Source organism: Streptosporangium sp. OZ121 (assembly GCF_051918885.1).
Classification (GTDB): domain Bacteria; phylum Actinomycetota; class Actinomycetes; order Streptosporangiales; family Streptosporangiaceae; genus Streptosporangium.
Map to the genome: position 1 here is coordinate 57,209 of NZ_JBPXMC010000011.1, position 24,461 is coordinate 81,669.

At 66.4% G+C, this 24,461-nt stretch carries 27 protein-coding genes, 1 tRNA gene and 2 pseudogenes; 16 read left to right on the plus strand and 14 right to left on the minus strand.

Annotation, left to right across the window (positions count from 1 at the left end):
• The first annotated feature begins 2 nt into the window (after window positions 1-2).
• Window positions 3-959 (plus strand): hypothetical protein, encoded by a 957-nt coding sequence (locus ACTOQ1_RS20860; protein WP_440069460.1) that lies wholly within the window; start codon window positions 3-5, stop codon window positions 957-959.
• 427 nt (window positions 960-1,386) lie between these two features.
• On the opposite strand, the gene ACTOQ1_RS20865 is transcribed toward ACTOQ1_RS20860, so the two are convergent.
• The gene (locus ACTOQ1_RS20865; protein ID WP_440069462.1) at window positions 1,387-2,040 is read right to left on the minus strand and encodes an HNH endonuclease family protein; all 654 of its coding nucleotides are present in this window, start codon (window positions 2,038-2,040) and stop codon (window positions 1,387-1,389) included.
• Between the two features lie 151 nt (window positions 2,041-2,191).
• Here ACTOQ1_RS20865 and ACTOQ1_RS20870 point away from each other — a divergent pair, with 151 nt between their 5' ends.
• Window positions 2,192-2,887, plus strand: a complete 696-nt coding sequence (locus tag ACTOQ1_RS20870) for a hypothetical protein (protein ID WP_440069464.1) — start codon at window positions 2,192-2,194, stop codon at window positions 2,885-2,887.
• Here ACTOQ1_RS20870 and ACTOQ1_RS20875 read toward each other — a convergent pair whose 3' ends face one another.
• Genes ACTOQ1_RS20875 through ACTOQ1_RS20885 form a run of 3 tightly spaced genes read right to left on the minus strand, consistent with a single transcriptional unit; the run spans window position 2,888 to window position 4,561 of the window.
• A complete protein-coding gene (locus ACTOQ1_RS20875) occupies window positions 2,888-3,061 on the minus strand; it encodes a GntR family transcriptional regulator (protein WP_440069466.1) in 174 nt (57 codons plus the stop codon). It lies immediately after the preceding gene.
• 36 nt (window positions 3,062-3,097) lie between these two features.
• Window positions 3,098-3,406: a 4a-hydroxytetrahydrobiopterin dehydratase gene (locus ACTOQ1_RS20880; RefSeq protein WP_440069468.1), complete on the minus strand. Its 309-nt coding sequence runs from the start codon at window positions 3,404-3,406 to the stop codon at window positions 3,098-3,100.
• A gap of 21 nt (window positions 3,407-3,427) precedes the next feature.
• Window positions 3,428-4,561 carry a hypothetical protein gene (locus ACTOQ1_RS20885; protein ID WP_440069470.1) on the minus strand — a complete coding sequence of 378 codons (1,134 nt, stop codon included), beginning with the start codon at window positions 4,559-4,561 and terminating at the stop codon, window positions 3,428-3,430.
• A 261-nt stretch (window positions 4,562-4,822) separates the two neighbouring features.
• Here ACTOQ1_RS20885 and ACTOQ1_RS20890 point away from each other — a divergent pair, with 261 nt between their 5' ends.
• Genes ACTOQ1_RS20890 through ACTOQ1_RS20905 form a run of 4 tightly spaced genes read left to right on the plus strand, consistent with a single transcriptional unit; the run spans window position 4,823 to window position 6,573 of the window.
• Complete coding sequence (locus ACTOQ1_RS20890) at window positions 4,823-5,509, plus strand: hypothetical protein (RefSeq protein ID WP_440069472.1); 687 nt, start codon at window positions 4,823-4,825, stop codon at window positions 5,507-5,509.
• Window positions 5,506-5,940: a hypothetical protein gene (locus ACTOQ1_RS20895; protein ID WP_440069473.1), complete on the plus strand. Its 435-nt coding sequence runs from the start codon at window positions 5,506-5,508 to the stop codon at window positions 5,938-5,940. Before ACTOQ1_RS20890 ends, ACTOQ1_RS20895 begins: the two co-directional genes overlap by 4 nt.
• Window positions 5,924-6,247, plus strand: coding sequence for a hypothetical protein (locus ACTOQ1_RS20900; RefSeq protein WP_440069475.1), 324 nt, complete (start codon window positions 5,924-5,926; stop codon window positions 6,245-6,247). Before ACTOQ1_RS20895 ends, ACTOQ1_RS20900 begins: the two co-directional genes overlap by 17 nt.
• Window positions 6,244-6,573 carry a hypothetical protein gene (locus ACTOQ1_RS20905; protein WP_440069477.1) on the plus strand — a complete coding sequence of 110 codons (330 nt, stop codon included), beginning with the start codon at window positions 6,244-6,246 and terminating at the stop codon, window positions 6,571-6,573. The genes ACTOQ1_RS20900 and ACTOQ1_RS20905 overlap by 4 nt, the downstream gene beginning before the upstream one ends.
• Before the next feature lie 72 nt (window positions 6,574-6,645).
• On the opposite strand, the gene ACTOQ1_RS20910 is transcribed toward ACTOQ1_RS20905, so the two are convergent.
• The 3 genes from ACTOQ1_RS20910 to ACTOQ1_RS20920 all read right to left on the minus strand — a co-directional run bounded on the left by ACTOQ1_RS20910 (window position 6,646) and on the right by ACTOQ1_RS20920 (window position 9,320).
• Window positions 6,646-7,263, minus strand: coding sequence for a DUF6461 domain-containing protein (locus ACTOQ1_RS20910; protein ID WP_440069478.1), 618 nt, complete (start codon window positions 7,261-7,263; stop codon window positions 6,646-6,648).
• Between the two features lie 374 nt (window positions 7,264-7,637).
• On the minus strand, window positions 7,638-8,153 hold the full coding sequence (locus ACTOQ1_RS20915) for a DUF4265 domain-containing protein (RefSeq protein ID WP_440069480.1): 516 nt from the start codon (window positions 8,151-8,153) through the stop codon (window positions 7,638-7,640).
• 120 nt (window positions 8,154-8,273) lie between these two features.
• Window positions 8,274-9,320 carry a DDE-type integrase/transposase/recombinase gene (locus ACTOQ1_RS20920; protein ID WP_440069482.1) on the minus strand — a complete coding sequence of 349 codons (1,047 nt, stop codon included), beginning with the start codon at window positions 9,318-9,320 and terminating at the stop codon, window positions 8,274-8,276.
• On the opposite strand from ACTOQ1_RS20920, the gene ACTOQ1_RS20925 reads away from it, so the two are divergent.
• Window positions 9,319-9,873 carry a hypothetical protein gene (locus ACTOQ1_RS20925; protein WP_440069484.1) on the plus strand — a complete coding sequence of 185 codons (555 nt, stop codon included), beginning with the start codon at window positions 9,319-9,321 and terminating at the stop codon, window positions 9,871-9,873. The two genes, ACTOQ1_RS20920 and ACTOQ1_RS20925, sit on opposite strands and share 2 nt — an antisense overlap.
• A 293-nt stretch (window positions 9,874-10,166) precedes the next feature.
• On the opposite strand, the pseudogene ACTOQ1_RS20930 reads toward ACTOQ1_RS20925, so the two are convergent.
• Together ACTOQ1_RS20930 and ACTOQ1_RS20935 are read right to left on the minus strand one after the other, a co-directional pair.
• Window positions 10,167-11,152, minus strand: a pseudogene (locus ACTOQ1_RS20930) (IS5 family transposase).
• A gap of 69 nt (window positions 11,153-11,221) precedes the next feature.
• Entirely contained in the window at window positions 11,222-11,767 is a 546-nt protein-coding gene (locus ACTOQ1_RS20935; protein ID WP_440069486.1) for a hypothetical protein, read from the minus strand.
• A gap of 169 nt (window positions 11,768-11,936) precedes the next feature.
• Here ACTOQ1_RS20935 and ACTOQ1_RS20940 point away from each other — a divergent pair, with 169 nt between their 5' ends.
• The 3 genes from ACTOQ1_RS20940 (at window position 11,937) to ACTOQ1_RS20950 (ending at window position 14,288) form a co-directional block, all read left to right on the plus strand.
• Window positions 11,937-12,392, plus strand: coding sequence for a hypothetical protein (locus tag ACTOQ1_RS20940; RefSeq protein WP_440069488.1), 456 nt, complete (start codon window positions 11,937-11,939; stop codon window positions 12,390-12,392).
• A 187-nt stretch (window positions 12,393-12,579) separates the two neighbouring features.
• The gene (locus ACTOQ1_RS20945) at window positions 12,580-13,170 is read left to right on the plus strand and encodes a M48 family metalloprotease (protein WP_440069489.1); all 591 of its coding nucleotides are present in this window, start codon (window positions 12,580-12,582) and stop codon (window positions 13,168-13,170) included.
• 464 nt (window positions 13,171-13,634) lie between these two features.
• Window positions 13,635-14,288 (plus strand): hypothetical protein, encoded by a 654-nt coding sequence (locus ACTOQ1_RS20950; RefSeq protein WP_440069491.1) that lies wholly within the window; start codon window positions 13,635-13,637, stop codon window positions 14,286-14,288.
• Between the two features lie 450 nt (window positions 14,289-14,738).
• Here the strand turns inward: ACTOQ1_RS20950 and ACTOQ1_RS20955 are convergent, their stop codons facing one another.
• Window positions 14,739-15,200: an N-acetyltransferase family protein gene (locus ACTOQ1_RS20955; RefSeq protein ID WP_440069493.1), complete on the minus strand. Its 462-nt coding sequence runs from the start codon at window positions 15,198-15,200 to the stop codon at window positions 14,739-14,741.
• 40 nt (window positions 15,201-15,240) lie between these two features.
• Here ACTOQ1_RS20955 and ACTOQ1_RS20960 point away from each other — a divergent pair.
• Window positions 15,241-15,669: pseudogene (locus tag ACTOQ1_RS20960) on the plus strand (tyrosine-type recombinase/integrase); the annotation flags it as partial.
• Window positions 15,670-15,799: 130 nt separating this feature from the next.
• A complete protein-coding gene (locus ACTOQ1_RS20965) occupies window positions 15,800-16,255 on the plus strand; it encodes a hypothetical protein (RefSeq protein WP_440069494.1) in 456 nt (151 codons plus the stop codon).
• Window positions 16,256-16,372: 117 nt separating this feature from the next.
• On the opposite strand, the gene ACTOQ1_RS20970 is transcribed toward ACTOQ1_RS20965, so the two are convergent.
• Window positions 16,373-16,445, minus strand: a tRNA-Arg gene (locus ACTOQ1_RS20970).
• 432 nt (window positions 16,446-16,877) lie between these two features.
• Between ACTOQ1_RS20970 and ACTOQ1_RS20975 the strand changes: the two genes are divergently transcribed.
• The gene (locus ACTOQ1_RS20975) at window positions 16,878-18,008 is read left to right on the plus strand and encodes a sensor histidine kinase (RefSeq protein WP_440069496.1); all 1,131 of its coding nucleotides are present in this window, start codon (window positions 16,878-16,880) and stop codon (window positions 18,006-18,008) included.
• Between the two features lie 120 nt (window positions 18,009-18,128).
• The gene (locus ACTOQ1_RS20980; RefSeq protein WP_440069498.1) at window positions 18,129-18,764 is read left to right on the plus strand and encodes a response regulator; all 636 of its coding nucleotides are present in this window, start codon (window positions 18,129-18,131) and stop codon (window positions 18,762-18,764) included.
• Window positions 18,765-18,943: 179 nt separating this feature from the next.
• Here ACTOQ1_RS20980 and ACTOQ1_RS20985 read toward each other — a convergent pair whose 3' ends face one another.
• Genes ACTOQ1_RS20985 through ACTOQ1_RS20995 form a run of 3 tightly spaced genes read right to left on the minus strand, consistent with a single transcriptional unit; the run spans window position 18,944 to window position 21,316 of the window.
• Window positions 18,944-19,408 carry a MaoC family dehydratase gene (locus ACTOQ1_RS20985; RefSeq protein ID WP_440069499.1) on the minus strand — a complete coding sequence of 155 codons (465 nt, stop codon included), beginning with the start codon at window positions 19,406-19,408 and terminating at the stop codon, window positions 18,944-18,946.
• Between the two features lie 10 nt (window positions 19,409-19,418).
• A complete protein-coding gene (locus tag ACTOQ1_RS20990; protein ID WP_440069501.1) occupies window positions 19,419-20,840 on the minus strand; it encodes a hypothetical protein in 1,422 nt (473 codons plus the stop codon).
• Entirely contained in the window at window positions 20,840-21,316 is a 477-nt protein-coding gene (locus ACTOQ1_RS20995; protein ID WP_440069503.1) for a SigE family RNA polymerase sigma factor, read from the minus strand. The genes ACTOQ1_RS20990 and ACTOQ1_RS20995 overlap by 1 nt, the downstream gene beginning before the upstream one ends.
• A gap of 171 nt (window positions 21,317-21,487) precedes the next feature.
• Between ACTOQ1_RS20995 and ACTOQ1_RS21000 the strand changes: the two genes are divergently transcribed.
• Window positions 21,488-22,777 (plus strand): esterase-like activity of phytase family protein, encoded by a 1,290-nt coding sequence (locus tag ACTOQ1_RS21000; RefSeq protein ID WP_440069505.1) that lies wholly within the window; start codon window positions 21,488-21,490, stop codon window positions 22,775-22,777.
• A 373-nt stretch (window positions 22,778-23,150) separates the two neighbouring features.
• Window positions 23,151-23,576: a hypothetical protein gene (locus ACTOQ1_RS21005; RefSeq protein WP_440069507.1), complete on the plus strand. Its 426-nt coding sequence runs from the start codon at window positions 23,151-23,153 to the stop codon at window positions 23,574-23,576.
• Window positions 23,577-24,461 lie beyond the last annotated feature (885 nt).

A 24,461-nucleotide genomic window follows, 5' to 3' on the forward strand; every position in this document is an offset into this window, starting at 1 on the left:
TGATGACGTTCGGAGCCGGCAGACAGAGCGTCGGCTGGTTCTGTTCCGCGACGGGTTCCGCCCTCTACCCGCCGGGGGCTCCTTACGCGCTGGTGAGCGTGCCGGGAGAGTTGCTGTTCTGGGGTGTTCTCCTGCTGCCGGTCGTCGTGGCCGGTCTTCTCCTGCGCGGGTCACGTCGGGCCACGCTCACGGCGGTCGCAACGGTCGGCGCCGTGCTCGCGCTCGGACTCTTCATCGCGTTTCTTCTGCCGGGCCTTGACCCGTGCACCGGACAGGAGCGTACGGCCGTACCGCCCTGGCTCTTGATCGTCTGCTATTCGGTGGCCGTGGGGGCGCTGCTCCTGGCGGCCCGTTCACCGCTGCATCGGGGACCGCTACCCGCAAGGTGGCACGGGACCATCCTGTGGGCGGGAGCCGTCGGCGCCGCGGCGTGGGCTGCGGCATTCCACCGCTTCCCGGTCACGTTCGGCAGGTTTCTCACGGTCGTCTACACCGGCGCCGAGGCGTCGGAGTCGTTCTGGAACGACCTCGCATGGTGGTCCGGTTGTGCCGACATGATCGGCCTACCGGTCGTTCTCGTCGCGTTGGCGGCAACCGCGAGAGCGGCGGCCTCCGCCCGATGGGAACGACCGGCCGGCACCGTGGTCGCGGCGGTTCTTCTCCTCTTCCCGCTCCTCGACGTCGCGGAGTACGTCCGCTGGTACGGCGAGGACATCCAGATACCCCTCGTCGATTCGGTGCGGTGGCACCTGCTTCTCGCGGCCGTTCTCGTCGCGTCGGCCGTCTGGAGCCCCCGGCAGCGGATCTCCTGGGCCGGAACCGTTCGCCTGGCGCGGCACATGATCCGCGGGCAATCGAAGGACGTGATTCCCGGACGGGCGAAGAACGTCGCCGTCGCGGTCGTGATCGCGGCCACCGCCGTCTGGCTGGTCGTCTCGTCCTTCGCCCCGACACGGTAGGAGGAGCACAACGACACAGATCTCACACGGCACGAAGCAACATCTACTTCAAAGCACTTGGTCACGAGTGAACGACGCCACCCACGTCGGCGAGTCCGCGGCCTGGTCGGACAGTAGAGGCGGACTGATGGGATGTGACCGTGCAAGGCGGTGTCGCTGTACAAGCTGCCGTACATCGTTCAGCGTGACCGACCAACGGCGGCGGCTCGTATGCTGATCTTTCTTCGTCGGCGGAGACAATGGACACAGACACCGTTGATCGGTTACACATGCTGACGCGCGCTCTCACAGCGCGCGCAGATCTTGATCCCCGTCTGCCCGTCACCATCGGTGACCTGCATGTGGCGGCGACGATCGACGTCAGGTGGGCCTGGCCTCGTCCAACCGCGACAATCGTCGTTGACCGGACCACGGCCGAACTGAGGTTTCAGCAGGTACGGAGCATGTTGAGCAAGGCCACCTTCTCGTTGCGGGTCACGAAGAGCCGGTAATGACCCTTCACCGTGATCCACGAGGTCGCGTACCGGCACCAGTGGGCGCGACGTTGCGGGCGCCAGCTCTGCGGGCCTTTGCCGCCTTTGGCGATGTTGGCGGAGTGGCTGACGGTGAGCAGTTCGGGGCGGACCAGGTCGTTGGCGAAGGCGCGCCGCTTGGCCTGGCTCCATCGTTTGGCGCCCGAGCGCCAGGCGTAGGCGAGCGGCACCAAGTGGTCGACGTCCACGTACTTCTCGCTCTTCAGCCACTTGCCGTCGTACGGGCTGTACCAGCGCCCCTTGATCGGGTGGCAGGCCGCGTTGCGGCGTACGTTCCGCCCGTCTCGGGCCAGGACCATCTCCCGCGTGTTGCACCTGCTCTTGCGCTGCGCCGATCGGGACTGGAACCGCTCGCGGCCGTAGCCCCGGATGGACAGGGGCCTGGCGACCTTGAGCTGAGCCAGCATGCGCCGGGCGAGGGCCGCGGACTCCGTCTGTGATCGCTTGCGCGGTTCGGCCGCCGCCTGCGGGGTGGTGAGGACGGCGGTGATCGGGACGAGCACGAAGGTGAGTACGGCGGTGTGGGCTGCACGTCTCAGGAAGATCATGACTTTACCTATACCCGACGATATCCCTGACCCAGCAATCGGCAGGAGCGGCCAGGCCTGGTCGGGACGCTGACAACATCTGTCCGCGGGCGACCGGGCCCAACTACGCCGCCGAAATCAGCCGCCGCACCTCACCATAGGAGGACACCGGATGACCAGCCATGACCCCCTCGCGGACAGCGAGGTCTGGGATCCCTTCGGCACATTGCGCCGCGCATTGTGGATCGGCGGTGGCCAATGGGCCGGAAAGTCGACCGTGGCCCGGCTTTTGGCCTTCCAACATCGCATCACCGTCTATCACTACGACTACCACGACGCCCGCGGCCACAACGATCGCCGGATCGCCCGTCGCGTCGACCTCGGCGAGCCAGCCATCAAGCCCGACCCGGACAAGATGTGGGTCCACACCACCCCGGAGGAGATGGCCACCACGACCCTGGCCGGTTTTCCGGACCGGTTCGAGTGGGCTCTGGACGACCTGCGCGCGCTCGTCTCAGGCCACCCGATCATCGCCGAAGGCTGGGGACTTCGCCCCGAACTCGTCGCACCCATCATCGACTCACCGCGCCGGATGGTCGTCATGGTGCCCACGCCGGAGTTCCGCCAACACCAGCTCCAGGAACTACCGCGTGCCGCCTCGCTCGGGCACCGCGTCAGCGATCCGGCCCGCGCACAGGCCAACCGCCTCAACCGGGATCGCCTCGTCGCGGAGGACGCCGTCCGCACCGCCCACCAGTTCGGCATCCGTGTGATCGAAGTCGACGGTTCCCTCGACGCCGCCACGATCGCGGGGATCGTCGCCGACCATTTCAGCCCCTACCTCCCGGCGCGAGATCGCAGGTCTTGATCAATAGAGGTATTCAGGGGGTTCCGACTTGAGTACGTCGAACGCCTTCTTGATCGTGTTTCGGCTGATCGGGAACTCCTGCTCAAGCTCGGTCTGCGAGGGGAGGCGTCGGCCCGCCGGGATCTCACCCGAGGTGATCCGGAGCGGCGGTAGATCACCCTCCCAGGCGTACACTGCCGCGCTCGAAGCACACGCAAAAAAGCCGTACGCTCAGGCCTCTTCGGCGCCGTGGCCAATGGCGATCGCGTCAATATGGCGGGCGAGCTCGAAGTCCTTGGCTGTGAGGCGGTTTCCGGCGTCGTGAGTAGTGATCACGAATCGGATCCGCTGCCAGGTGATGTGAATATCAGGATGGTGGCCGATCTCGCGAGCCTTGGCCGCGACGTACATGGCCAGATGTACGCACTCGTGATAGGCGTGCTTGAACGTTCGGGCTATGGCCTGCCCCTCACGCTCCCACCCTGGCAGCTCGGCCAGATGGGCGACGATCTGCTCTTCGGACAACAGCTGAGGGGTCATCGATGTCTCCGCGTCATGCAGTCAGTTGAACTGAGAAATGATCTCATTCAGTTCTCTGCCAGACGAGGTGCTTGCCCAAGTGGTCGCACGGCGAGGGATTTCCCTCAGCTCCTGACGCAGCCGAGCCGATCCCGCGCCTTCCACGATCGCCGCAGCGGCTGACGCGATCTGGACAACCCGTTCCGGTTCAGGAACTGCGGCCAGAGCGCTTGCCTGACGCGCCCAGAACACCGCGTTGTCACGCCGCGCCGCGTCCGGGGCGTCACCAAGCACCTCATCCCAGAGTGCGACCGCCTCCCGGTAAACGCCTAGTCGGAGATAGGCGGTCGCCCGCTGAACTTCGATGTATCCGTGAGTACGACGACAGGCGTTGCCCCAGGGATGCTCGTCGTCGACTTGATCCACGAGCTCGGCTGCTCGATCAAGCAGCCGGTCGACCAGTTCCTTGTCCCCGACTGGCAGCATCGACTGGCCATGCGCCTGGTGTACCAAAGCAAGTATCCGCACCTTCGGACACAACTTGCTCTCATTGATCAAGGCGGCCTCGGCGTAGTCGACAACGGTGCGGCCGTCGCCCACATCGACCGCGAGCATCGCTTTGTTGGTGAGTGCGTAGCTGATGAGCTGAGGGTCCTGAGAGCGGTGGGCCATGTCCAAGGCGATGGTTCGCCAGAGCTCCGACCGATGGATGTCGCCAGCATCTTGGTGCAACCAGCCGAGCAGTGCCGCATATGCGACACCAGCGCCCAGCAAGCCACGACGTACCGGCGCGTCGGCAGCATGTGCGAGCTCCTTGATGAGTTGCGCTTGAGTCGTGACGGTCGGGATGAGATGGCGGGGGCCGAGCCACATGTCGGCCTTGTAGTGGCCGGGAAGCTGTTCGAGGAAGTACATGACGAGCTCCGGAGCTACGGGACCCTGATGAGGTGGATAAGTGGGGGTATCGATCGCGCTGATACTAATCTCCAATATGTCACGCCGCTTCGGTTCTCCCGCGCCGAAAAGTTCCCCTTCGGGGATACCAAAGACTGTGGAGTAGGCGGCGGTCCAGTCGCGGGGGAAATGCTTCCCTTTTTCCCAGTCGCGAATCTGTCGAGCCAGCGAGTCGACAGATCCATGGCCGTAGCCAGCAGCGCGAATGAGCTGGCGTGCCATTTCGCACTTGTTCCAGTGTTGAGCTTCCCGCTGAGTCTGTAGTTGTACGGCCCATGCTGGGCGCTGTTGCTGGGTCATCGCTGCACCACCTGACCGGAGTACCCGGAGACTTCAAGTCTCCGGGCTATTCTCCGCCATTCTCCGCCTCCCGCGACAGGATGCGCACGGCTTCACTAACAAGTGTGGCCCTCAAATAAGACGGACCCGCCCGGCGCTTGCGACGTCCGGACGGGCCCTTGATCGGGAAGGCTCTCCTGACCCGTGAACAACCTTAATGCCCCGGTTCTCGACCGGGTCGCGGTGGGTGGCTGTGCCTGTTTCGCCGACGCGCCGCCGCTGCCGATGGGATGCGCCGTCTGCGGACACGCCCCCTACGCCCACCACTGCCCCGGCCAGGCCGCCGACCACGAGTACGCGCAGCCGACCGGCACACTGATGGCCCAGCGTCTGGAGGCGCGCCGCCGCACCGGCCCGCAGCCCTTCCCTCTGGCCGAGCAGCCCATCATCGTGGCGCCCGCCGAGGTCATCCCCCTGATCCCCGCGCAGCGCCGCTCCGAGCCGCCCGCACCGGCCGCTCCCACCGCACCCACGCCACTGCCCAAGCGGATGCCCTCCCCCTTCCACCCGGCCCTACGGCCCGCCGCCACCGCACCGGCCCGACGCGACGACAGCCGACGCCCCGCACTCCGCCCGGTCGAGACGCGAGCCGACCGCGCGACACGCCTGGCGCTCGCCCGCGACACCCTCGCCCACCGCAGGGCCCGCATCGCGGCCCGCGCGCACGACCACAGTGCCTCATCTCCGAGCATCGGCTTGAAATCGGCCACCTGGCCGCTCACCCCCCAGACCCTCCGGCCGGGACCCGCCGTCGCCCCCGGCCGGGGCCGGCCCCCGGACGCCCCTCCGCCCCGACGGCACCAGCCCCACCGCTGGGAGGTCGCAGCATGAACGCGACCCCGCAGGGCAACCTCATGAGCAGACGCGGCGGTGGTCCAGCTTCCCAGGCGAACGCCGCCGCGCCGTCAACCGCAGCCGAGCAGCCGACCGCCGTCCAGCTCGCCGAGGACCTCGCCACCGTCCTGGGCAACGTCTACGGCATCTCGGCCGACGTCCACCCCCTCGCCTCCGGCAACGCCATCGTGTCCGTCTTCCTCGGTCTGCTGGCCTACACCGACGGCAAGAACTTCTGGTGGACCAGCCCCGAACTCAGCGACTCCGGCTCGCCCGTGCTCAGCTCCGCATTGACACTGCCCATGGCTGCGGCCCAGCTCGCCGAGCATTACGTGATCCTGCGCGCCCGCCCCGCCGCCGGCATCCTGGAAAGCGAACTTCCGCTGCTGGCCGACGTGATCCCGGCGCAGCATGTTGTCCCGCGCTGACGCCGACGCGGCACGCGCCGCCAAGCAGGTGCAACAGTACGCGCCGACCTGGCTGGTCATGTGGAGCCTGCGACACCGCCGGTTCGAGGCATGGCAGTGTGCCGACCCACGTGAGTGCCACATCATCCACGCCCAAAGCGCCGCCGAACTGTGGGACCTCATGCAGCAGGCCGAAGTCGAGCCGCAGCGGATCTCACCACCGCCGCTCCTGGCCCTGAGGCTCGTTCCCCACCCCCGCGTCCTGCCCATAGGACCCGACGAACGAGTCCCATTTCACCACTTCCCGCAGGAAAGAGGCCGGTCGTGATCCCGTTCCACGGCACCCCCGCAGGCGACCGGGTGGACGCGTCCATCCGGCGTCCCGGCGCGATCGCCGCCCTGAGGCGTCTGCGAACCGAACTGCACGAACACCGGATCTACCCGGAGATCTCCTACGACGAAGGCCCGCCCCGCCTCGTGGTCAGCTCGAAGCTGATCGTGTGGACCGACCACAACGGCGAGTTCTTCACGTGGGGCGCCACCTTCATGGAAGAACCCGCCGAGTCCGCTGCGGCCGATGACGTGCCGCAGGTCGCGACCCGGATCGCCGAACAACTCGGCGAGCACCACACTGAGCCGAGGACGGCTCCATGAGCAGCGCGGCGGCACGGCGAGTGGCCTCCCGTGCCGTCGCGCTCACGACTCCCCTCCAGTGGAGGTACACCATCAGGGGCCACCCGCGTGGGAAGTGAGATAGGGGCGTTCCTGGTCAAACCAGTCCAAACTCATCCTGGCTCCTGTGGTCAGCTCGATCGTCGCCAGCGCCGCGGCTCGCCAGTTCTTCCCGTTCCTCCATTTGAAGTGCGGCGCCATGGCCGCCAATTCGGGCCAGCGCGCCAGATTCGACTCCTGTGTCCACGCATCCGGGTACATGGCATCGACCATCAGGAGCAGCTCTCCATCGGCGGCGAAGGCGACGCGGTTGTTGGCGTTCACGTTCCAGTAGACGCTGTAGGCCCGGGCGCCGGCACTGAGACGTGGAAGCGTCGGCGGATAGACGCCGTGGCAGCCGTTGTACTCGAACAACACGGTCACCGGGCCGGATTGACCCACCAGCATCGCCCAGGCGGCCTCGTCGGAGTAGTCGTCCTCGAAGCGTGCCTTCTCGTGGATCTCATGGTTCGCGCCGCCGCTCACCCGTTCCCCGATCTCGGCGAGCGTGAGTGGTCCCCCGTCGTCAGAAACGACGACGGTCCAGCAGATGCCCGTCTCTAACCAGTTGTCCTTGAGAAGACGTCGGTAGTAGCGGTACATGTCGGCGCCTGCGGGCCGCTCATCGCTCATGTCGTGAGACTCCGTCACTTCGGGTACGCGGAGCTCAGGATCTTCGCAGACGGGTGAGACAGAACAGGGGCTCGTCAGCGGCCTCTCAGGAACCCTCTCCGGCACACCGTCAGGGGCGGCGACGGAGACGGTAGATCCCGTTACTGTATTTCGCTGCTGTACGGGTACGAAAAAGGCCCTCCGGGATCATCCCGGAGGGCCTTTGACCTGCTGTGCGGCCGGAGGTGCTCGAAACCCCAACCTTCTGATCCGTAGCCAGTTCGAGAACGTCCACAGGTGTCGGAAAGCCCTGTTCAAAGCCACCTCACACTTGATCGTCTTCTGTGGACGTCCACTCGCGTCCAGGGACGGTGTTAGCACTTCCGTTAGCAAGGTCACGCGTAGTCGTGCCAAGCGTCTGTGACGCAGGAAGCCTCGAAGTGCCACCAACCGTCTTCCTCGCCCCGTGTCAGTAGCGCCTTTATCCGGCCGAGTTCTGCGCGTGCCGGCACGTTGAAGGCGACCAGCGGCAGTTCCTCACTGAAGACCTCTCCCCTCAGGCCGAACGGCGCCAACTGCTCGTGCACGGCCTCGGCACTTGCTCCCAGTGGACCACTGGGAACAGGCAGGATCCGAACGGTGCAATTTCCCGACGCTTCCACGCGCTCCGTGGCCCAGTGGAGACCGTCGGCATTGGTAAGAAACCGCACGATATCTCCCTCGGCCACCCCCTCCTGCAGGAAGGGGATGTTCTCCAGACGCGCGGTGTCCTCGCTGATCCGCGTAGCCCAGAGCCCCTCGGTGCTGTAGGGAAGCCAGCCTTCTCGCGGCACGAACTGGAACCACACCTTGATCCGGTTGTTCTCGGCGCTGTCGTGCTCCGGCGAAGTCATGGAGGCCATGACCAACATGATCGCGCACTCTCCTTGAGCCCGAGCACTGCCGAAACGCCCGAGAAAGTGGGCCGGATGCTCAGCCATGCCTGCGAAAAGCAACTTCATGTGTCGGCTGGCTCTGACCTCGCTCAGCGATCAGGAAGCCCAGAGATGTTGGTGGGTTCGAGCGCCACTGTGGGGCTTGCGAACAGATGGGGAGGTCGCTGTGCGCGGCTGATGATTTGTGGCCACGTCCATACGACTGCCGAGCAGAGGAGGCTGGAAATCCTCTACGTGCCTGTATGGCTTCCACATGACCAGCAGCGCGAAGGCCAGGAGGAGCGCGAGGCTCTGGGTCAGCACGATTTCCCTGCGGCGATGCTTCCAGGCGACTGCGGCGGTGAGCGTCAGAATCACGACCACGGCTGCCAGCAGCGGGTACGCGACAGTGTTGCGAAACTGCATCTCCGCCAACCACTCCGCACGGGTCGGGTCTCCTCCGGCGCAAAAGACGCTGTCCCCATCGCAGAGAACTCCGCGGTACCGGACACGCTCCAAGATCCAATCAACTGCGGCGAAGAGCACCCCATCTCCCAGCAGGACGGCAACAGTGATCATGGCCCGTCTGAGTACCGGGCTCGCCTCCACCTGTTGGTCGGTCACTCGTAGATCGTATGAGTTATCTGTCGAGAAGTACCCTGTTAATCGATTCTCTAGTGGTGTCCATCCCCTGAAAGCGTGGAGACTCGGCTGTGCGGCGATGGTCTTCTGAGACTTCGCCTTGGTGGCTGTTCGCATGGTCATGATCTGCTGCTCGTAGACGATCGGGGGTAGCCCGTCGACGGTCCCGCCGCGGGTGACCGCGGCCATCTGCAGCGAGGCGATGGTCAACGTCGCGTCGTGATGCTCGGACATGGCGTAGCCGAGCAGCCGGCGGGAGAACAGGTCTTCGACGGTGGCCGGGGAGAGCTTGCCCTCGTCGGTGACGATCTCGGTGACGTCGCCGCACCACAGCACGTCCGGCGCGACCGCGGTGAAGTTCCTGCGGACCAGGTCGGGGGCGGCGGGCCGCTTTCCCTGACGGGTCAGCGACCGGCGTTTCCTCACCGCCCGGCCGGCCAACCCGAGCTCGGACGGCAGGCTGGACCTCATGCGTCCAAGTCCGTATGGATCGGTCATAAAAAGAACTACGGTATTCAGCATGTCTCGTGCCGTCTTTGGGCTTTTCGTATTGCTGATCGTGGTCACCGGGTGCGCCAAGGCACCCGTAGCCGACACGGTTGTCGGAATAGAGGAGTCAGTTGCTCCGTTGCTCTCCCCCCACCCTTCCGGAGGCATTGTCTACCTCGACGACGGGACGAACGCGATGGAGGTGTGTGGGCTGGTGTCTTCGGAGCGGGTTGGCGATATCTTTGGCGTTTTCGGAGTCGAAGCAGGTGAAATCACACTGCCTGACAACGGAAACCATGTGGGTACATGCGATTACACGACGGGAACCTTCACCCTGAGGCTCTCGTTACACGCCAGGGACATCACCCTCACCGCAGCGGAGTTCGTCAAGGGCGCTACGTATGGCAAGGGACAGCCGATTGACGGGCTGGGTGAGGCCGCGGCCCTGGTCAAATTCGATGATGGCGTCGGGCGACTCGTAATGGTCCAGGACGAACTGACCCTCGTGCTCGCAGGTGCCAATGAGAACGCGGACGACTTCGCGGAGGTTGCCAAAGAAGCTCTACCAAGACTGGCATCACTTTGACAGTTCAGTTGGCGATCCATAGACCAAGATCGCGGAGCTTGATAGTCGGGAGCGTATACGGGGACTTGGATGGTCACTGGTTTGGCTAGATCAGGGACGATCGTTCACGCCCATCAGTGCCCTAGGTTGCACTCCAGCACGTACGCCTGTCATCCCGTATGCCGTCGACCCGCTCGAAGGGGAAGCGGACCAGGGTCGACAGCGGACGAGCTGCCAGGTCAAGGACGCGAGCGAGCGCATGAGGCCCGCTCTTTGGGGCGATGGCGACTAGGGCCTGTACGGACTTCAGATCTTCAGAGGGGTTGAAGGCTTCGGACCCGCAAAAGGGCTCCGCGGAGACGCAGACCCGCAAGGTAGCTTTCAGGGGTCTTGTCGAAACGGAAGGCCAGGCCGCGCCACTCCTTAATCCGGTTGATGCACCGTTCTGCCGTGTTGCGCTGCTTGTAGAGCTCTGGATCATGAGTGACCGGGCGGCCACCTCGGGAGCCGCGTTTCTTGCGGTTGGCCGCCTGATCGGTCTTTTCAGGGATGACGGCCGTGATGTGGCGGCTGCGCAGGTAGGTGCGGTTGGCGCGGGAGGAGTAGGCCTTATCGGCGGCCACCGCGTCTGGGCGGGTACGCGGCCGGCCGACGGGCAGGCGAATCGTGATGCGGGCCAGGACGGCGCGAAATTGCGGGCTGTCTCCGGCTTGGCCTGCGGTCAGCACGAACGACAGCGGACGGCAGCGCCGATCAGCCGACAGGTGGACCTTGCTGCTCAGCCCGCCCCGGGAGCGGCCCAGCCTGGCCGCTGTCAGCCGGAAGCGGCGCCGTCGTCGTAACCGCCGGCGTTCGCCTTCACCTTCGTCTCCGCCGGGTTCGCCGTTGTGGGAGTTTTGCCCCTTCGGCGTAGCCCCTTTTCCTGCTCGGCGGCCTTCTCCAGTGCCTTGACCAGCTCACCGTCCAAGGCCATTCCAGCGGCGTGGTGGTGGGCGCGGGCACTGGTGGAGTCCACACTGACCAGGTCAAGGGCGGCCTGCCCACACGCAGCGGCCTCAGCGATCATTGCCTGCATCAGCTGCTCGAAGACGCCGGCCATCGCCCAGGAGCGGAACCGGTCATAGACGGTGGACCACGGCCCGTACTCGACCGGCAGATCCCGCCACGGGCTGCCGGTACGAAACCGCCACATCACGGCGTTGAACTGCTGCCGCAGATCCGGGATCGGGCCGCGCTCACCCAAGGGCAGGTGAGGATCGATCAAGGACCATTCATCATCGGTGAGCTCTCCACGCGCCATGGCGATGACCTACCAGGACGGCAAGCCACCGCGCAGGCGAATCCCTCTGATCTCAACTCCGTACAGGCCCTAGGACGCATCGCTTCCGGCAGTCCGCCACCTGACCCAGTGATCAGGAGCTTCATCATGGTCGAGCACCGCGACCAGGTCCTCAAGGATTGCGGCGAGCTCCTTCTCCTGGAGTCTGGCCACAAAAACCGTTCTCGCATGCTCGGGATGCTCCAGTAGGTGCTCCTCACGTCGGAACTCCGACGTGATCACAGACTGGTCTCCATCGCGGAAGAGAAAAGCCGACACGTTGTCGGTGGTGGGTCCCCAGTCGTTGAAGATCCGAAACTGCTCATACTCCTCTACGAAGTCGCTGATCCCATCGACGAGCCGCCGATGAGCGGCCGCCGGAGACAGTCCGGCGAAGGGCAGAGACGGTCCCCCGTCAGAGCACACCCTCGCTGCAGTAGCCGCCACCGAACGACGGAAATGCGCGACGAAGACCGCGTTGTCATCACAGGTCAACCACTGGCCAGCAACCCACAGATCCACTCGACGCAGGGCCGGACCGACCCAGTCGCCGGCCTCCGCAGCCAACCCGTGTTTGTTGCCCAGAAGTACATCCATCCGAGCACCGTGGCAGACTCATCGGCTCACGCACAAACAGAACCCCGGCCCCTGCTTCGACAACGCCCTCATCGAGTCGTTCCGGGGACGGACGCAGACCGAGCTGCTCAACTGCAAGCGATGGAAGACCACAGAGGCTCTGCCGGACCCGATCGCTACTCTCCCGCCCATGGCAGTCCCCGAGATCATCCCCATCAGCTACGAACCCGACTACCGCACCGACACCATCGGCCTCTGGGAAGGCGGGCAGTTCCTCGGCTCCGTCGTCGCCGCCTTCCCCGAGGGCTACACGCACACCGACGACTGGCAGGCGCACAAACGCTGGTACGCCGTTCTGCACACCTTCGACGCCGCCGGCCACCACCTCGACTCCCGCATCGAGCGCACCGGAACCGACGACAACCACCGGGCCGCCGTCGACGCGGCGCAGGAGCGGCTGAAGCAGTGGCTCAATGCCCTCCCCGGTCTCCGCTACGGCGACATCGCCATCCGGCCCTTCCGCCACGAGGTCGACGGCGTGCTCTTCGGCCTCGTCGTCGAGACCTTCGAAGGCACCGAACACGCCGAGCTCTACCCGGAAACTCTCGGCTTCTACGAACCCTGGGACGGCTTGTACGACACCTGACCACCAGATCCGTGGGCAAGGGCGGTCGCCCTCGTCAGCGACGTCCCGGTCTGCTCAGGCGGTAGATACGATCCGGTGGCGCGTGATCGTGTAAGGCGGTGTTGCCGTACAAGCTGATGTACGTCATTTAACGTGACCGATCGATGGCAGCGGCTCGTATGCTGATCTTTGTTCGTAGGCGGAGGCAATGGACACAGACACCGTTGATCGGCTGCACATGCTGATGCGCGCTCTCACAGCGCGCGCAGATCTTGATCCCCGCCTGCCCGTCGCTGTCGGTGACCTGCATGTGGCGGCGACGATCGACGTCAAGTGGGCCTGGCCTCGCCCAACCGCGACACTCATCGTCGACCGGACCACAGCCGAACAGTGGCCACAGGATGCGCTGGCCGGTTTGGTCGCTCACCAACTCGGCTACATCGCGCTGGGACACATCAGTTTCGAGGTGTACGTCTTAGGGGCCGCTCAGCACATCTTGCCGATAGCGACCGCGGTGCTAGCCGTATGGGGACTGATCGAGTTCACGATGCTGCCGGTGTTGCTCCCTGTCAGCGCTGGCCTGCTATTGGCCTACCAGGCCGTACTGTGGACCTATCGTCGCCGGGTGTACGCGTCCGATCGGTTCGCAGTCGATCTGGTGGGCACCGCCCCAGTGCGGGCCATGCTGCATCTGCAACATGGGGGCGGAGGAGCGCGAAATGCCATCCGCCAGCATTGGGCGCCGCAGACTCATCCCACGATTGAGCAGCGTCTGCGCGCCCGGCCAGTCCGCTCATGACGACGCATCACGAAGCAGATGATCCGCACGATTTAACCGACGAAGGCCCTGCGAGATCATCCCGCAGGGCCTTCATGCATGTGTGCGGCCGGAGGTACTCGAAACCCCAACCTTCTGATCCGTAGGTCCCCAAACAAGGTCCAAAGGCGTTCACCACGCAGGTCCCACACGAGCCACCTGTCCGTCTCAGTCCAGCTCGGTACGAGGCCGTCCAGCTTGTTGGCTCCCAACTTGGCTCCCAGGACCAAACCGACCGAAGCCCGCGTCCTGACTGAGATCGGCGACGACCCCACCCGCTTCGCTGACGCCCTCGCGCTCAAGGCGTATCCGGATCGTGCCCATCACCCGCGCCTCTGGCAAAAGCCTGAGGGTCCACGGAACCGTTCTCCCTTCGACAGGAAAACCCCACGATCTTCAGTGACAAGTCCCGATCCGACTGGAGAACGGTATGGGAGTCTGGACATATGGCGATTGAGTGGTCCCGGCAGGAGGTCCTCAGAGCGGTCAGAACATGCTTGCTACGTGCGGGCGCCGTGACGGACGGGTGCTCCGCCGTCGATGTCGTGGCGGAGCCCGACAGCATGTTAGTGATCTTCCGCTGGCGGCGAGATCCGAACACGTACGCCATCAAGGTCGAGTTCCCGACGGCGCCGGAAAGTTCGTGGACCGGCTTGCCGGTGACCTCGGTGGATGAATGGGCCGCAGACGTCGCAGCTCGCCTCGCGGAGGAACTCGACACCGGGCTGATTCGTCGAAGCCGCCGGATGATCCGAGATGGCTACATCGTGTTGGACACCCACAATGCTCCCGATGTGTGCCCCGCCGGGTTCTTCATCAGTTCGGTTCCCCTCGACGACGTCGTGCTCTCCCCCGTGTCGCCGCCAAGGGGTTTCTGGAAGAGGGCCTACTTCACTTTCAGTCTCGGATCGCAGTCGGCGTCCGTTTCCCCGCTTGTGTCCGAGGCCGGCTACTGGTTGGCCAAGGCGGGGATGGACGTCACCATCCCCAGACAGCTGATCGTCGAGGCAAAGCTTGCCTGCTGGCTTCAGGTCTGCGTCGACAACGCCCGCGGGAGACCTGTTGTCGGCCATGCGGCCGCGTCCTGGGAGGACAAGTAGCACACCACCGCCCGTCTCGACCTGGTGCACATCCAGCCCGGCGTCCCATCGGAGGTACGCGATGCGCTGGTGCGTCTCACGGTCTGCGAGGCAGCCGAGGCCGGCGCCCTGCACGTGGTCACCGCGATCGACGATCCCGAACTCCATAGGCTGGGGTTCCGGCCCGTGAGCGGTGGCGGCCTTACGCTTCACACCAGCAGCGCCGAACCGCCATCGGATCCCACGGCCGGGGCCTGACCCGAAGCGCCTCCCGTCAAGGCTGAACCTCGACATGTGAAGCCTCCAACGCCGCCTCGGCGACCACGACCGTGTCGACGACGCGTGCCTCGACGGTCACAAGGACCTGGCGAACCAGCGGATCGGTGACGCGCTCACCGCATGACATGCCTGCCGTACGACCAGGACCTCGGAGACTCTCCGGGGCCCTTCTGCGTTTCAGGAAACCGGTTCTCAGCGCTGTGCCACCCTGGCGGTTCGAACGGCGGCGGGAACCTCCTGGAAATAGAGCCGGAATCCTTCCGCTTCCGGCTCGAAGCCCAGCGAGGTGTAAAGGCGATGGGCGCCATCGGCGGCATGGCGCTTGTGGGACAGGAGCTGGACTTTGTTACACCCCGCGGATCGCGCGTCGCCGAGAAGTCGCCGCATGATCGCGGTGGCCACGCCCGCGTGGCGATGACCGACGGCGACCACGACCGCTTCGACGAACGCGGTAGGGGAACAGCCGTAGGTCAGGTTCGGCATCGTCATCAACGTCGCCGTCCCGATCACCTGATCGTCGACCTCAGCGAGGTAGACGGTGAGATCGTCGGATCGCAGCATCCGTGCCCAGGTCCGCTGTTCAAGATCCGAAGCTATGTGGGGAGAGCCATCCTCGGGCTCCCGCTCGGCGGCATAGACCCGCAGGACCGCCAACAGATCCTCTGGACGGGCAGTTGAGGGAAGCACCAAGAGCGGCCGGAAGCGCATCGTCAGTCTCGACGACGGGACGGTCAAGGTCCTGAAGGCACAGCGAAGCAGGCAGGCCGCCGACAAGCTGGCGACCGGGCAGGAGTGGAAGGGAACGAGCGACCACGTGTTCACGACCGGCTGGGGTGAACCCATCCATCCCGACACGGTCAGCTCGCTCACCGCGACCATGATCCGCCGCTACAACGACCCGTCGAAGGGACCGAAGCCCAAGCATCCGCTCCCGCACGCCCGGCTTCACGACCTTCGGCACATCCACGCCACGACGCTGCTCCTGGCGGGCGTCCCCGTCCACGTCGTCGCCGCCCGACTCGGGCATGCCGACCCGTCCATCACACTTCGCGTCTACGCGCACGTGATCCGAGCGGCGGAAGCCTCCGCGGCCGACATCTTCGCCGAGGCCATCGGGGAATAAGAGGATCGAAACCCAAGCGCGATCCAGTAGGCCCGTGACGGCATTTCGCCTAGCGGGTCTACTGGTGTGTCGTCGCCTGCCGGCGTCTGGCGGATCCAGGCTGAATGGGGAAAAATTCCAAGATCAGACCTTGGAGGTTGTTCCTGTGGTGTCCACGGATGTGCCGTCTCAGCCACCGACGGTGGCTGCTGAACGCCCCCGGCCGTGGCGGCTTCAGTCGCAGGGATACGTGGCCCTCCTCGGCGGGGTTGCCGCTGTCACCGTCATCGCGCTGATGAACGCTGCTCGCCTCGATGTACCGAAGAGGGGCAGAGTACTCATTGCTGGCGCCGGTCTTCTCGGACTGATCGTGAATGTAGTCATGATCTGGGATGCCAGAGTGAGCCCCGACGCCTACACCGTGTTGTCAGTGTTGCTCGCACTGGTCACTCACATCGTTCAAGTGGGCGTACAGAGACCACACGATCGGGGAGCTCTGCTGCTGTCCAGAGGGAAAGATCATGCGCCGATGTGGCTAGCCGGTGCAGTCGCCATCCTGGCCGGTGGCGCACTCCAACACCTCATGGTGACGACGCTTGAAGGGTGATGGGAGCCAACCGGGAGCCACCTTGTTAGCAAAGGTGTTAGCAAGAGGCTCAAACGATCAAGAAACCAGGAAGGCCCCTGACGGCGTAATGCCTGTTCAGGGGCCTTCTTGCATGTGTGCGGCCGGAGGTACTCGAAACCCCAACCTTCTGATCCGTAGTCAGATGCTCTATCCATTGAGCTACGGCCGCTCGCTGCGTAAGCAAGCATAGCGGGTTTTGGGCGATGCCTCGAACCGGTTAAACGATCGCCCTCTGATCCGCACGTCGACGCCGGGTTACTCGGTGGGGACGGGGATCCGGACAGAGGGCCGGAGAGGCCGTCCCTCGGCGGGCGGGCTGGGCTGCCTGGAGGATCGCGGCGAGGACGCCGGGGAAACGGATCTCCATCTCGGCGAGTCGGAGCTCGTGGCGGCGGAAGCCGCCTTCCGGGGTGACGCGGAGGAGGCCGACCACGCTCCCGGTGTCAACGGCTCTTCTCGGGAGATTCCGCGGTACCCCTACCAGGCCCGGGGCATCGTCGGCGCTGATGAGGTGCCGAGGAGCCGGATACATCCTTGTGTGTACGGCTGACCCGTCCCGCGCCGGAGCCGCGGGCCGCGTCGGGGTGATGAGATGGGAGGCATGAGACGAGACGACGCGCTGTGGGCCGTGGCGTGCTTCGTCAGCGGTCTCCTCCTGCTCGCCGCGGGCGCCTACCAGCATCGATGGGCCTCCGCTCCGCTGTTCGCCGGGCCGCTGGCGATCGCGTGCGCGGGGGTCGCGGTACGGCGGAGCAGGCCGCTGCTCTCGCTGGGACTGGGGGTCGTGGCCTTCCTCGGCGACTTCGCCATGGGCCCGTCCCTGGGCACGGTGCTGATCATCACGGACAACCTCTACGCGGGGGTCAGGTACGGTCCTCGGGCGCTGGGCCGGTGGATGCTCGGCATCACCTCGGTGATCGCCGTCGTGGCGGGCGTGATCGCGGGGGCCCTCTTCAGGCACTGGTCGGCCGCCGCCATCTTCCTCGTCCAGGGCGGCCTGGTCGGGGTGACCCCCGTCTTCACCGCCATGCTCACGAGGCAACTGCAGGACCAGGCGCTGTCCGAGCGCGCGAGGGCCGAGCAGGTGGCACGGCTGGCGGAGCTGGACCGGGCGGCGGCGGTGCAGGCAGAGCGGACCCGGATGGCGCGGGAGCTGCACGACATGATCGCCAACCACTTCAGTGCGATCGCCATCCAGTCCACCGCCGTCCTCTCCCGCAGGGACCTGGACGCGCGAGCCGTACGGGAGGTGCTGGCGTCCATCAGGGAGAACAGCGTCGAGGGCATGAGCGAGATGCGCGCCATGATCGGGTTGCTCCGGCAGGACGGCGAGGAGCCGGAGGCGACCAGGCGGCGGTTGGCCGAGGCCGGAGAGCTGGCCGAGCGTGCGCGGGAGGCGGGACTCGACGTCCGGATGCGCGTGAACGGCGAGGCAAGGGAACTGCCGGCCTCGGTCGACCTGGCCGGTTACCGGATCGTCCAGGAGTCGCTGACCAACGCGCTCAAGCACGGCGGCAAGGCCGCCGACGTGGTGATCGGCTACCGGCCGGGGCTGGTCACGCTGACCGTGGACAACCCGATCGACGGCGCGGGGCGGGAGCTTCCCGGCGCGGGCGCGGGGATCATCGGCATGCGGGAGCGTACGGCCCTCGTCGGCGGGGTCTTCGAGGCCGGGCCGTACGACGACGGCTGGCGCGTCCGCGCCGAACTGCCCACCCGGGAGATCACATGACCACCCGACCGCCCACCCGGGAGACCGCATGGCGACCCGGCCGCCCGGGATATCGCATGACGACCCGACCACTCGGCCTGGGGATCGCGTGACCACCCGACCGCCCGCCCGGGAGATCGCATGACCATCCGAGTTCTCGTCGCCGACGACCACGCGGCGGTCCGTGCCGGGATCGTCCTCATCCTCGACGGCCACGAGGACGTCGAGGTCGTCGGCCAGGCGGCCAACGGGGAGCAGGCGGTCGCGATGGCCCTCGACCTCCGTCCCGATGTGGTCCTGATGGACATCCGGATGCCGAAGCTCGACGGGATCTCCGCGACGCGCGAGCTGAGCGGGATCACCGACGTGCTGATCCTGACCACGTTCGACCTCGACGAGTACGTCTTCGGGGCGCTGCGGGCCGGAGCCGCCGGGTTCCTGCTCAAGAACACCGACGCCGACGCCCTGGTGGACGCGGTACGGGTGGTGGCCAGGGGCGAGGGGCTCATCGCGCCCGCGGTCACCCGGCGGCTGATCTCCGCCTTCGGCGCGTCGGTGCCCGAGCGCAGGTCGTACGAGGTCGGCGGTCTCACCCCGCGCGAGCGCGAGGTGCTGGCCTGCATCGGGCGGGGCCTGTCGAACGCGGAGATCTCCGCGGAGCTGGACATGGCGGAGGCGACCACGAAGACCCATGTCAGCCGGTTGCTGAACAAGCTGGGTCTTCGCAGTCGCGTTCAGGCCGCGATCCTGGCCCAGGAGCTCTCCACCGAGAAGTGACCCGTCCCGGCCCGCAGGCGCTCCGCCGAGAGGTGACGCGCTCTGGCCGGGAACCCTCCGCTGGGACGCGACCCCTGGTCGGGGGCCCTTCGCCGAGAGGTGACGCGGCCGGGCCGGGAGCTCTCCGCGAAAACCCGGTCAGGAACCCTCCGTGGAAAGGCGATCCGGGAGAGCCCGGGTCAGGAGTCCCCCGCCGGGACGTACAGGGAGAGGGTCTCCGCGACGCAGGCCGGTTTCTTCCCGCCCTCGATCTCCACGGTCATGCGCACGTTCGACAGGTATCCCGAGGGGGTGCCCTTGAGGTCGACGAGCTCGGCTCCGGCGCGGATCCGCGCGCCGACCGGGACCGGCGCGGGGAATCGGACCTTGTTGAGCCCGTAGTTGATGCCCATGGCCAGGCCGCCCACCTGGATCAGTTCCGACATCAGGGAGGGCAGCAACGACAGGCTCAGGTATCCGTGGGCGATGGTGGCGCCGAACGGCCCCTGCTTCGCCCGTTCCACGTCCACGTGTATCCACTGGTGGTCGTCGGTCGCTTCGGCGAACAGGTTGACCTGCTCCTGGGTGATCTCGCGCCATCCGGTGTAGCCGAAATGTTCCCCGACGGCGGCCTTGAGCTCGGTGATGTTGGCGAAAGTTCTCATGTCCGGAACTTTATTTCGTTGAGGGTACGGCGAGAAGGTTCACCACCGTGAACTCCTTGCCGCCGCCCACTTCCCTCGTCGTGCACGCCCTGCCCTTCCCGGTGGGGGCGGGCGCGCCGGACGGGCGGGGAAAGCCACGGGCGTCGGCCGTCTCACAATCCTCGGCGGTCCTCTCCTCGGCGTCCCAGTAGAGGATCGAGCTGGGCGAGGAGGAGATTCCCGTCCCGTAGCCCCCGCCCCCCTCCCGGATCTGCGATATCCCGGCGGCGAGGCCGGTGGCCGCGTCGTACACCGTCACCAGGGGAACGTACGCGTCCGGCTTCTCGCTGAAGGAGGTCCCCATCACCCCGAACCTGTCGACGACTCCTCTCCCCACGCTGAACCCCGGCAGGAGCCTGCGGTCAGAACCGTCCGGCCTCTGCACCACCGCCGTGTCCCCCTTTTGCCCGAAACACCAGACGGGGCCGCACCGGAAGTCGCTCCCCCCTGCCGGGACGCTCACCTCGGTGGTCCGGCCCGTCTCCAGATTGACCGTCCTGGTCTGGTTCCCCGCCCCGCCCTCGCCCTCCCTCCCCCCGACGTCGACGGCCAGCGGCCAGGTCAGCAGGTGGAGTCCGTCGGTGTTCCCGAGCCTTTCCGGGGTTCCGCCGCCCACCGGCATGCGGTAGATCCCCCCTCCGCTCACCGACCACAGGAGGAAGTTCGAGTCGACGGCGATCCGCGTCACCTTCGAGAGGTCACCGGTGACCTCGCCGACCCGCTTCGCGACGCCGCCGGAGCGCGGGACGACCCAGAAGTCGGCCCATTCGTCGGAGTCGTTGGGCGTCTCCCCCCACCAGGCGATGTAGTCGGAGCCCACCTCGAAGTCCTGCACGAAATAGCCCTTCACCCCCGTGACGGGCATGGTCGTGAGCACGGTGCTGCTGCGGTCGGCCGTGTCGTACACCTCCAGGCGGCCCGATCTCTCGAACGACGACTCGGCCGAGAGCAGAAGCTTCGTGGCGCTCAGGCCGGTGACCGGGCGGTACCTGTGGCCGTCCGCGGTCCGGACGGGGATCGTGGAGACCGCCATGGGCCAGACCTCCGCGACGGGCCGGACGTCGATCGGCGCGGCCTCTTCCCTTTTCGCCGGTCCTCCCGCTCCGTTCTGGACCGGCAGCTCGGTGTCTTTGGCCGCGTCGCCCGGCGGCGGCGCCGCCTGGGTCAGGCTCGCACCCTCTCCGCCCCTGTTGGGGAGGGTGTCCCTGACCACCGCCATGCCACCGACCACCGCGATCATCCCGGCGACCGCGAGCACCGACTGCGCCCGCACGCGCCGGCGCCGCCTGCGCTGCCTGCCGATCGTCACCACCAGGTCCTCGACCGGCTCGGGCGCGGACCTCGCCGCCCTGGCCAGCGTACGGATCAGCGCCTCCTCGTCCCTGTCGCTCATCACACTCGCTCCCCCTCAAGCGCGGCCGCCCTGATCCTGAGCTTGTCCAACGCGCGGGCCGCCTGGCTGCGCACCGTGCCCCGCGAGACACCGAGGAGATCGGCGATCTCCTGGTCGGAGAGGTCCTCGTAGTAGCGCAGGACCAGTACCGCCCGCTGTTTGGGCGGCAGGCGTTTCAGCTCGTTCCACAGGCCGACGTCGTCTCCGAGACGGTCATCGGTGTAGGCGGCCTCAGGCACCGTCGCGACCAGCCGTTCCCTGTGCAGCCGCCGCCAGACGCTGATGTGCAGGCGGGCCATGGTCGTACGGACGTACCCTTCCGGGTCCTCCCTTCTCCTCACTCTCGGCCACGCGTCCCCCAGACGCATGAGGGCCTCCTGCGTCAGGTCGGCCGCGTCCTCGGCGTTCCCGGTGAGTACGTAGCCGTACCGGTACAGCGCCCTGCCCCGTGCGGCGACGAAATCGGCGAACTCCACGCATCCAGGGACGCTTCAGGGACACGTTCTGTTGCATTCCTTTTCATCTGTCTCCGGGATGCCGCTTTCCGGCTGGCTTCTGCCAGCTTTTCGTACGGTCCGCATCTTGTTTTCGCTGTACGGCCCGCGACGCAACACCGGCCGTTCACGCGGGTTCCCTAGCGTGCCGCCATGAGACGACGCATGACGATCACCATCGGCGCGGCCGTGCTGGCACTGGCGGTGTCCGCACCGGCGGTGGCCGACCCCGGGCAGCCCGGCTCCGGCCTTCCCACCTCCGGCGGCGCCGGTACCCAGCAGGCGGATTCACAGCAGTCGGGGTCCGGTCACCCCGGGTCCGGCCACCCCGGGTCCGGCCACTCTGGATTCGGGCGCGCCACGCTCACCGGGTTCGCGTCCCTGCCCGCGCTGACCTTCGTCCCCGGCAGCGAGCCGTCGGGGTCCCAGCTCGGCACGGCCCCCATCAACGGGGTGACCCCGCCGTTCGCCGGGCAGCCGGTGCAGGGCTTCAGCGGCATCGTGCGGCGGCACGACGGCACCTTCGACGTGCTGTCCGACAACGGCTTCGGTGCCAAGGACAACAGCGCCGACTTCCTGCTGCGGGTGCACCGGGTGAAGCCCGACTTCCGCCGCGAGAAGGTGTCGGTGCTGGGCGGGTTCGACCTGAGCGACCCCGACAGGCACGTCACCTGGCCGCTGACCCGGCCCGACCGGAAGCTGACCGGCGCGGACTTCGACGTGGAGTCGATCGTGCGGACCCTCGACGGCACCTACTGGATCGGGGACGAGTTCGGCCCGTTCCTGCTGCACTTCTCCTCCTCGGGCAGGCTGCTCGAGGCTCCGGTCCCGCTGCCCGGTGTGAAGGCCCCGGAGAACCCCTCCCTCAACGGCGAGCAGCCGAACCTGGGACGGAGCAAGGGCTTCGAGGGCATGGCCCGCTCGGTCGACGGCCGCACGCTGTACCCGCTGCTCGAAGGCACCGTGACCGGCGACGCCCCCGGGACGCTGCGGATGAACGAGTTCGACCTGCGCAGGCGGGCCTACACCGGCAAGCGCTGGACCTACAAGCTGGAGAGCCCCGACAACGCGATCGGCGACATGATCGCGGTCGACCAGTACCGGTTCCTCGTCATCGAGCGTGACAACCTCCAGGGGGACGCGGCCAAGACCAAGCGCATCTACATGGTGGACACCCGCCACGCGGACCTGCGCAAGACCCTCGTCGCCGACCTGCTCGACCTGGCCAACCCGCGCGGCCTGGGCGGGTTCGGGGAGACCTTCCGCTTCCCGTTCCAGACCATCGAGGACGTCGTGATCCTCAACGACCGGACCCTGGGCGTGCTGGACGACAACAACTTCCCGTCCTCCGCCGGCCGCACCCCGGGCAAGCCCGACGACAACGAGTTCATCACCGTGCGCCTGTCGCGCCCGCTCCAGGCTGACATCCGCGTCTATCTGTGACGCCCGCGAACCCTTTCTCCCCGCTCCGCGAGCCCTTCCTCCCTTCCGGGAGGGAGGGCTCGCCCCTTCGCGGGAGAAAGGGCCCGGCTCTTCCCGAGGGGTCCGGCGCTGAGCCGTCACGCTCCTGGCGTGATCCGACCCGGTGAACATTCCCGGCATTCCCGTTTCCCTCACCACGCGAACAATTACGACAAAACAGCAAATAGCAATAGATAAGATCTCATCAGTCTTCACAACGCCATTTATTTGCTCTGCCCCAACCGTTTCAATGCGCTATCTCATGGTCCGGGGGGTATCTCCTAGCTGCTGCCACTTATGGGGCAGTGAGGGATATCAGATGTTTTCGGAACCAGAAATGAGATGGGGAAATAACGTGCTTCCTCGAAAGAGCGGACGGACACCGGGGGCGAACTCCGGCAGGCAGGTGGGCGTCCTCGCCATCGCGGCAGTCGCCGGCATCCTCATGACGTCGAACCAGGTACCGGCCGGCGCCACCATCGGGCAGGCCCGGGTGCTCGGCTCGATCTCACAGCTGAATGCCGACAGCACTCCCGGCGACCGGTTCTCCGGCCGCCCCGACCCCTCCCGCCGCCAGCATCGCGGGCACGAGACGAGGCCTTCCGACAGGTGGCGGGGAAGGTCGCAGCGCCACCAGGATCGTCCCCACGACCGCTACCGCGGACGCAGGGGCGACAACGCGGCACCCGCCGGGCGCGAGCGCCTTACCCGTTCCGAGCGGATGATGCGGGAACTCCAGGAAGACCCGTCGTTCCCGGAGATCATCGTTCGCGAGAAATGAGCCCGATGGGCGACCGCCCGTACCGGCCGCGACAAGGCGTGAGAGGACGAGGCCGAGAGAACGAGGCGCCGAACCCCGAACGCCACCGAGGCGAGGACGGGGCACAGAGATCCGGCGGGTGACCGGTACGGCATGACGAAGAAGAGTGGCCGGCCGGCCCGGCACCGGATCGGGCGCCGCCGAGTCGCGGAAGGAACGCGTGTGCCGTACCGGCGCGTGTCGGTACGCATCGGTACGGCACACATCGCCTCGCCCCCTCCCGGCAACCCGGCTCCCGTCCCCGCGGCATCCTCTCCCCCGGGCAGCTGAAATCATCCATTGAACACCATGGATGAATAATCATTACAAATACGACTAAATCATAGATGAGGTGCAGGTTTTCCTTCACAACACTGTTTATTTGCTCTTCCCGAACTATGGCGGCGCGTTATCCACATAAGCCTCGGGTATCTCCTGTCCGTCGTCACTTCCGTGACCGCATGACAGATCCGAATGTTTTCGGAATTAGCAATGATATGGGGAAATAACGTGCTTCCTCGTAGTAGCAGATGGGCGCCAGCCCTTTCCGGTAAGCGCGCCGGCGCTTTGGCCGTCGCAGCGATGGCCAGCATCCTCATGATGTCGTCGAATCAGGCGCCGGCGAACGCCACCGGGGGGACGAACCTTCTCGACCTCGCCCCCTACAGCGACACCGGGGGCGCCGGCGGCAAAGCCCGTTCTCAACATTCCGCGCACCCTGGCGAGAAGCCCCTTCTTCGCCCGTGCCGGCCCTGCCGATGCCCCAAGGGTGCCCGTAACTGTGACTGCCCGGGCGGTCGCGGCGGGGACAGGTGCGGCAAGGACGACCGGGACCGGGACCGGGAGCGAGAGCGGGAGCGGGAGCGG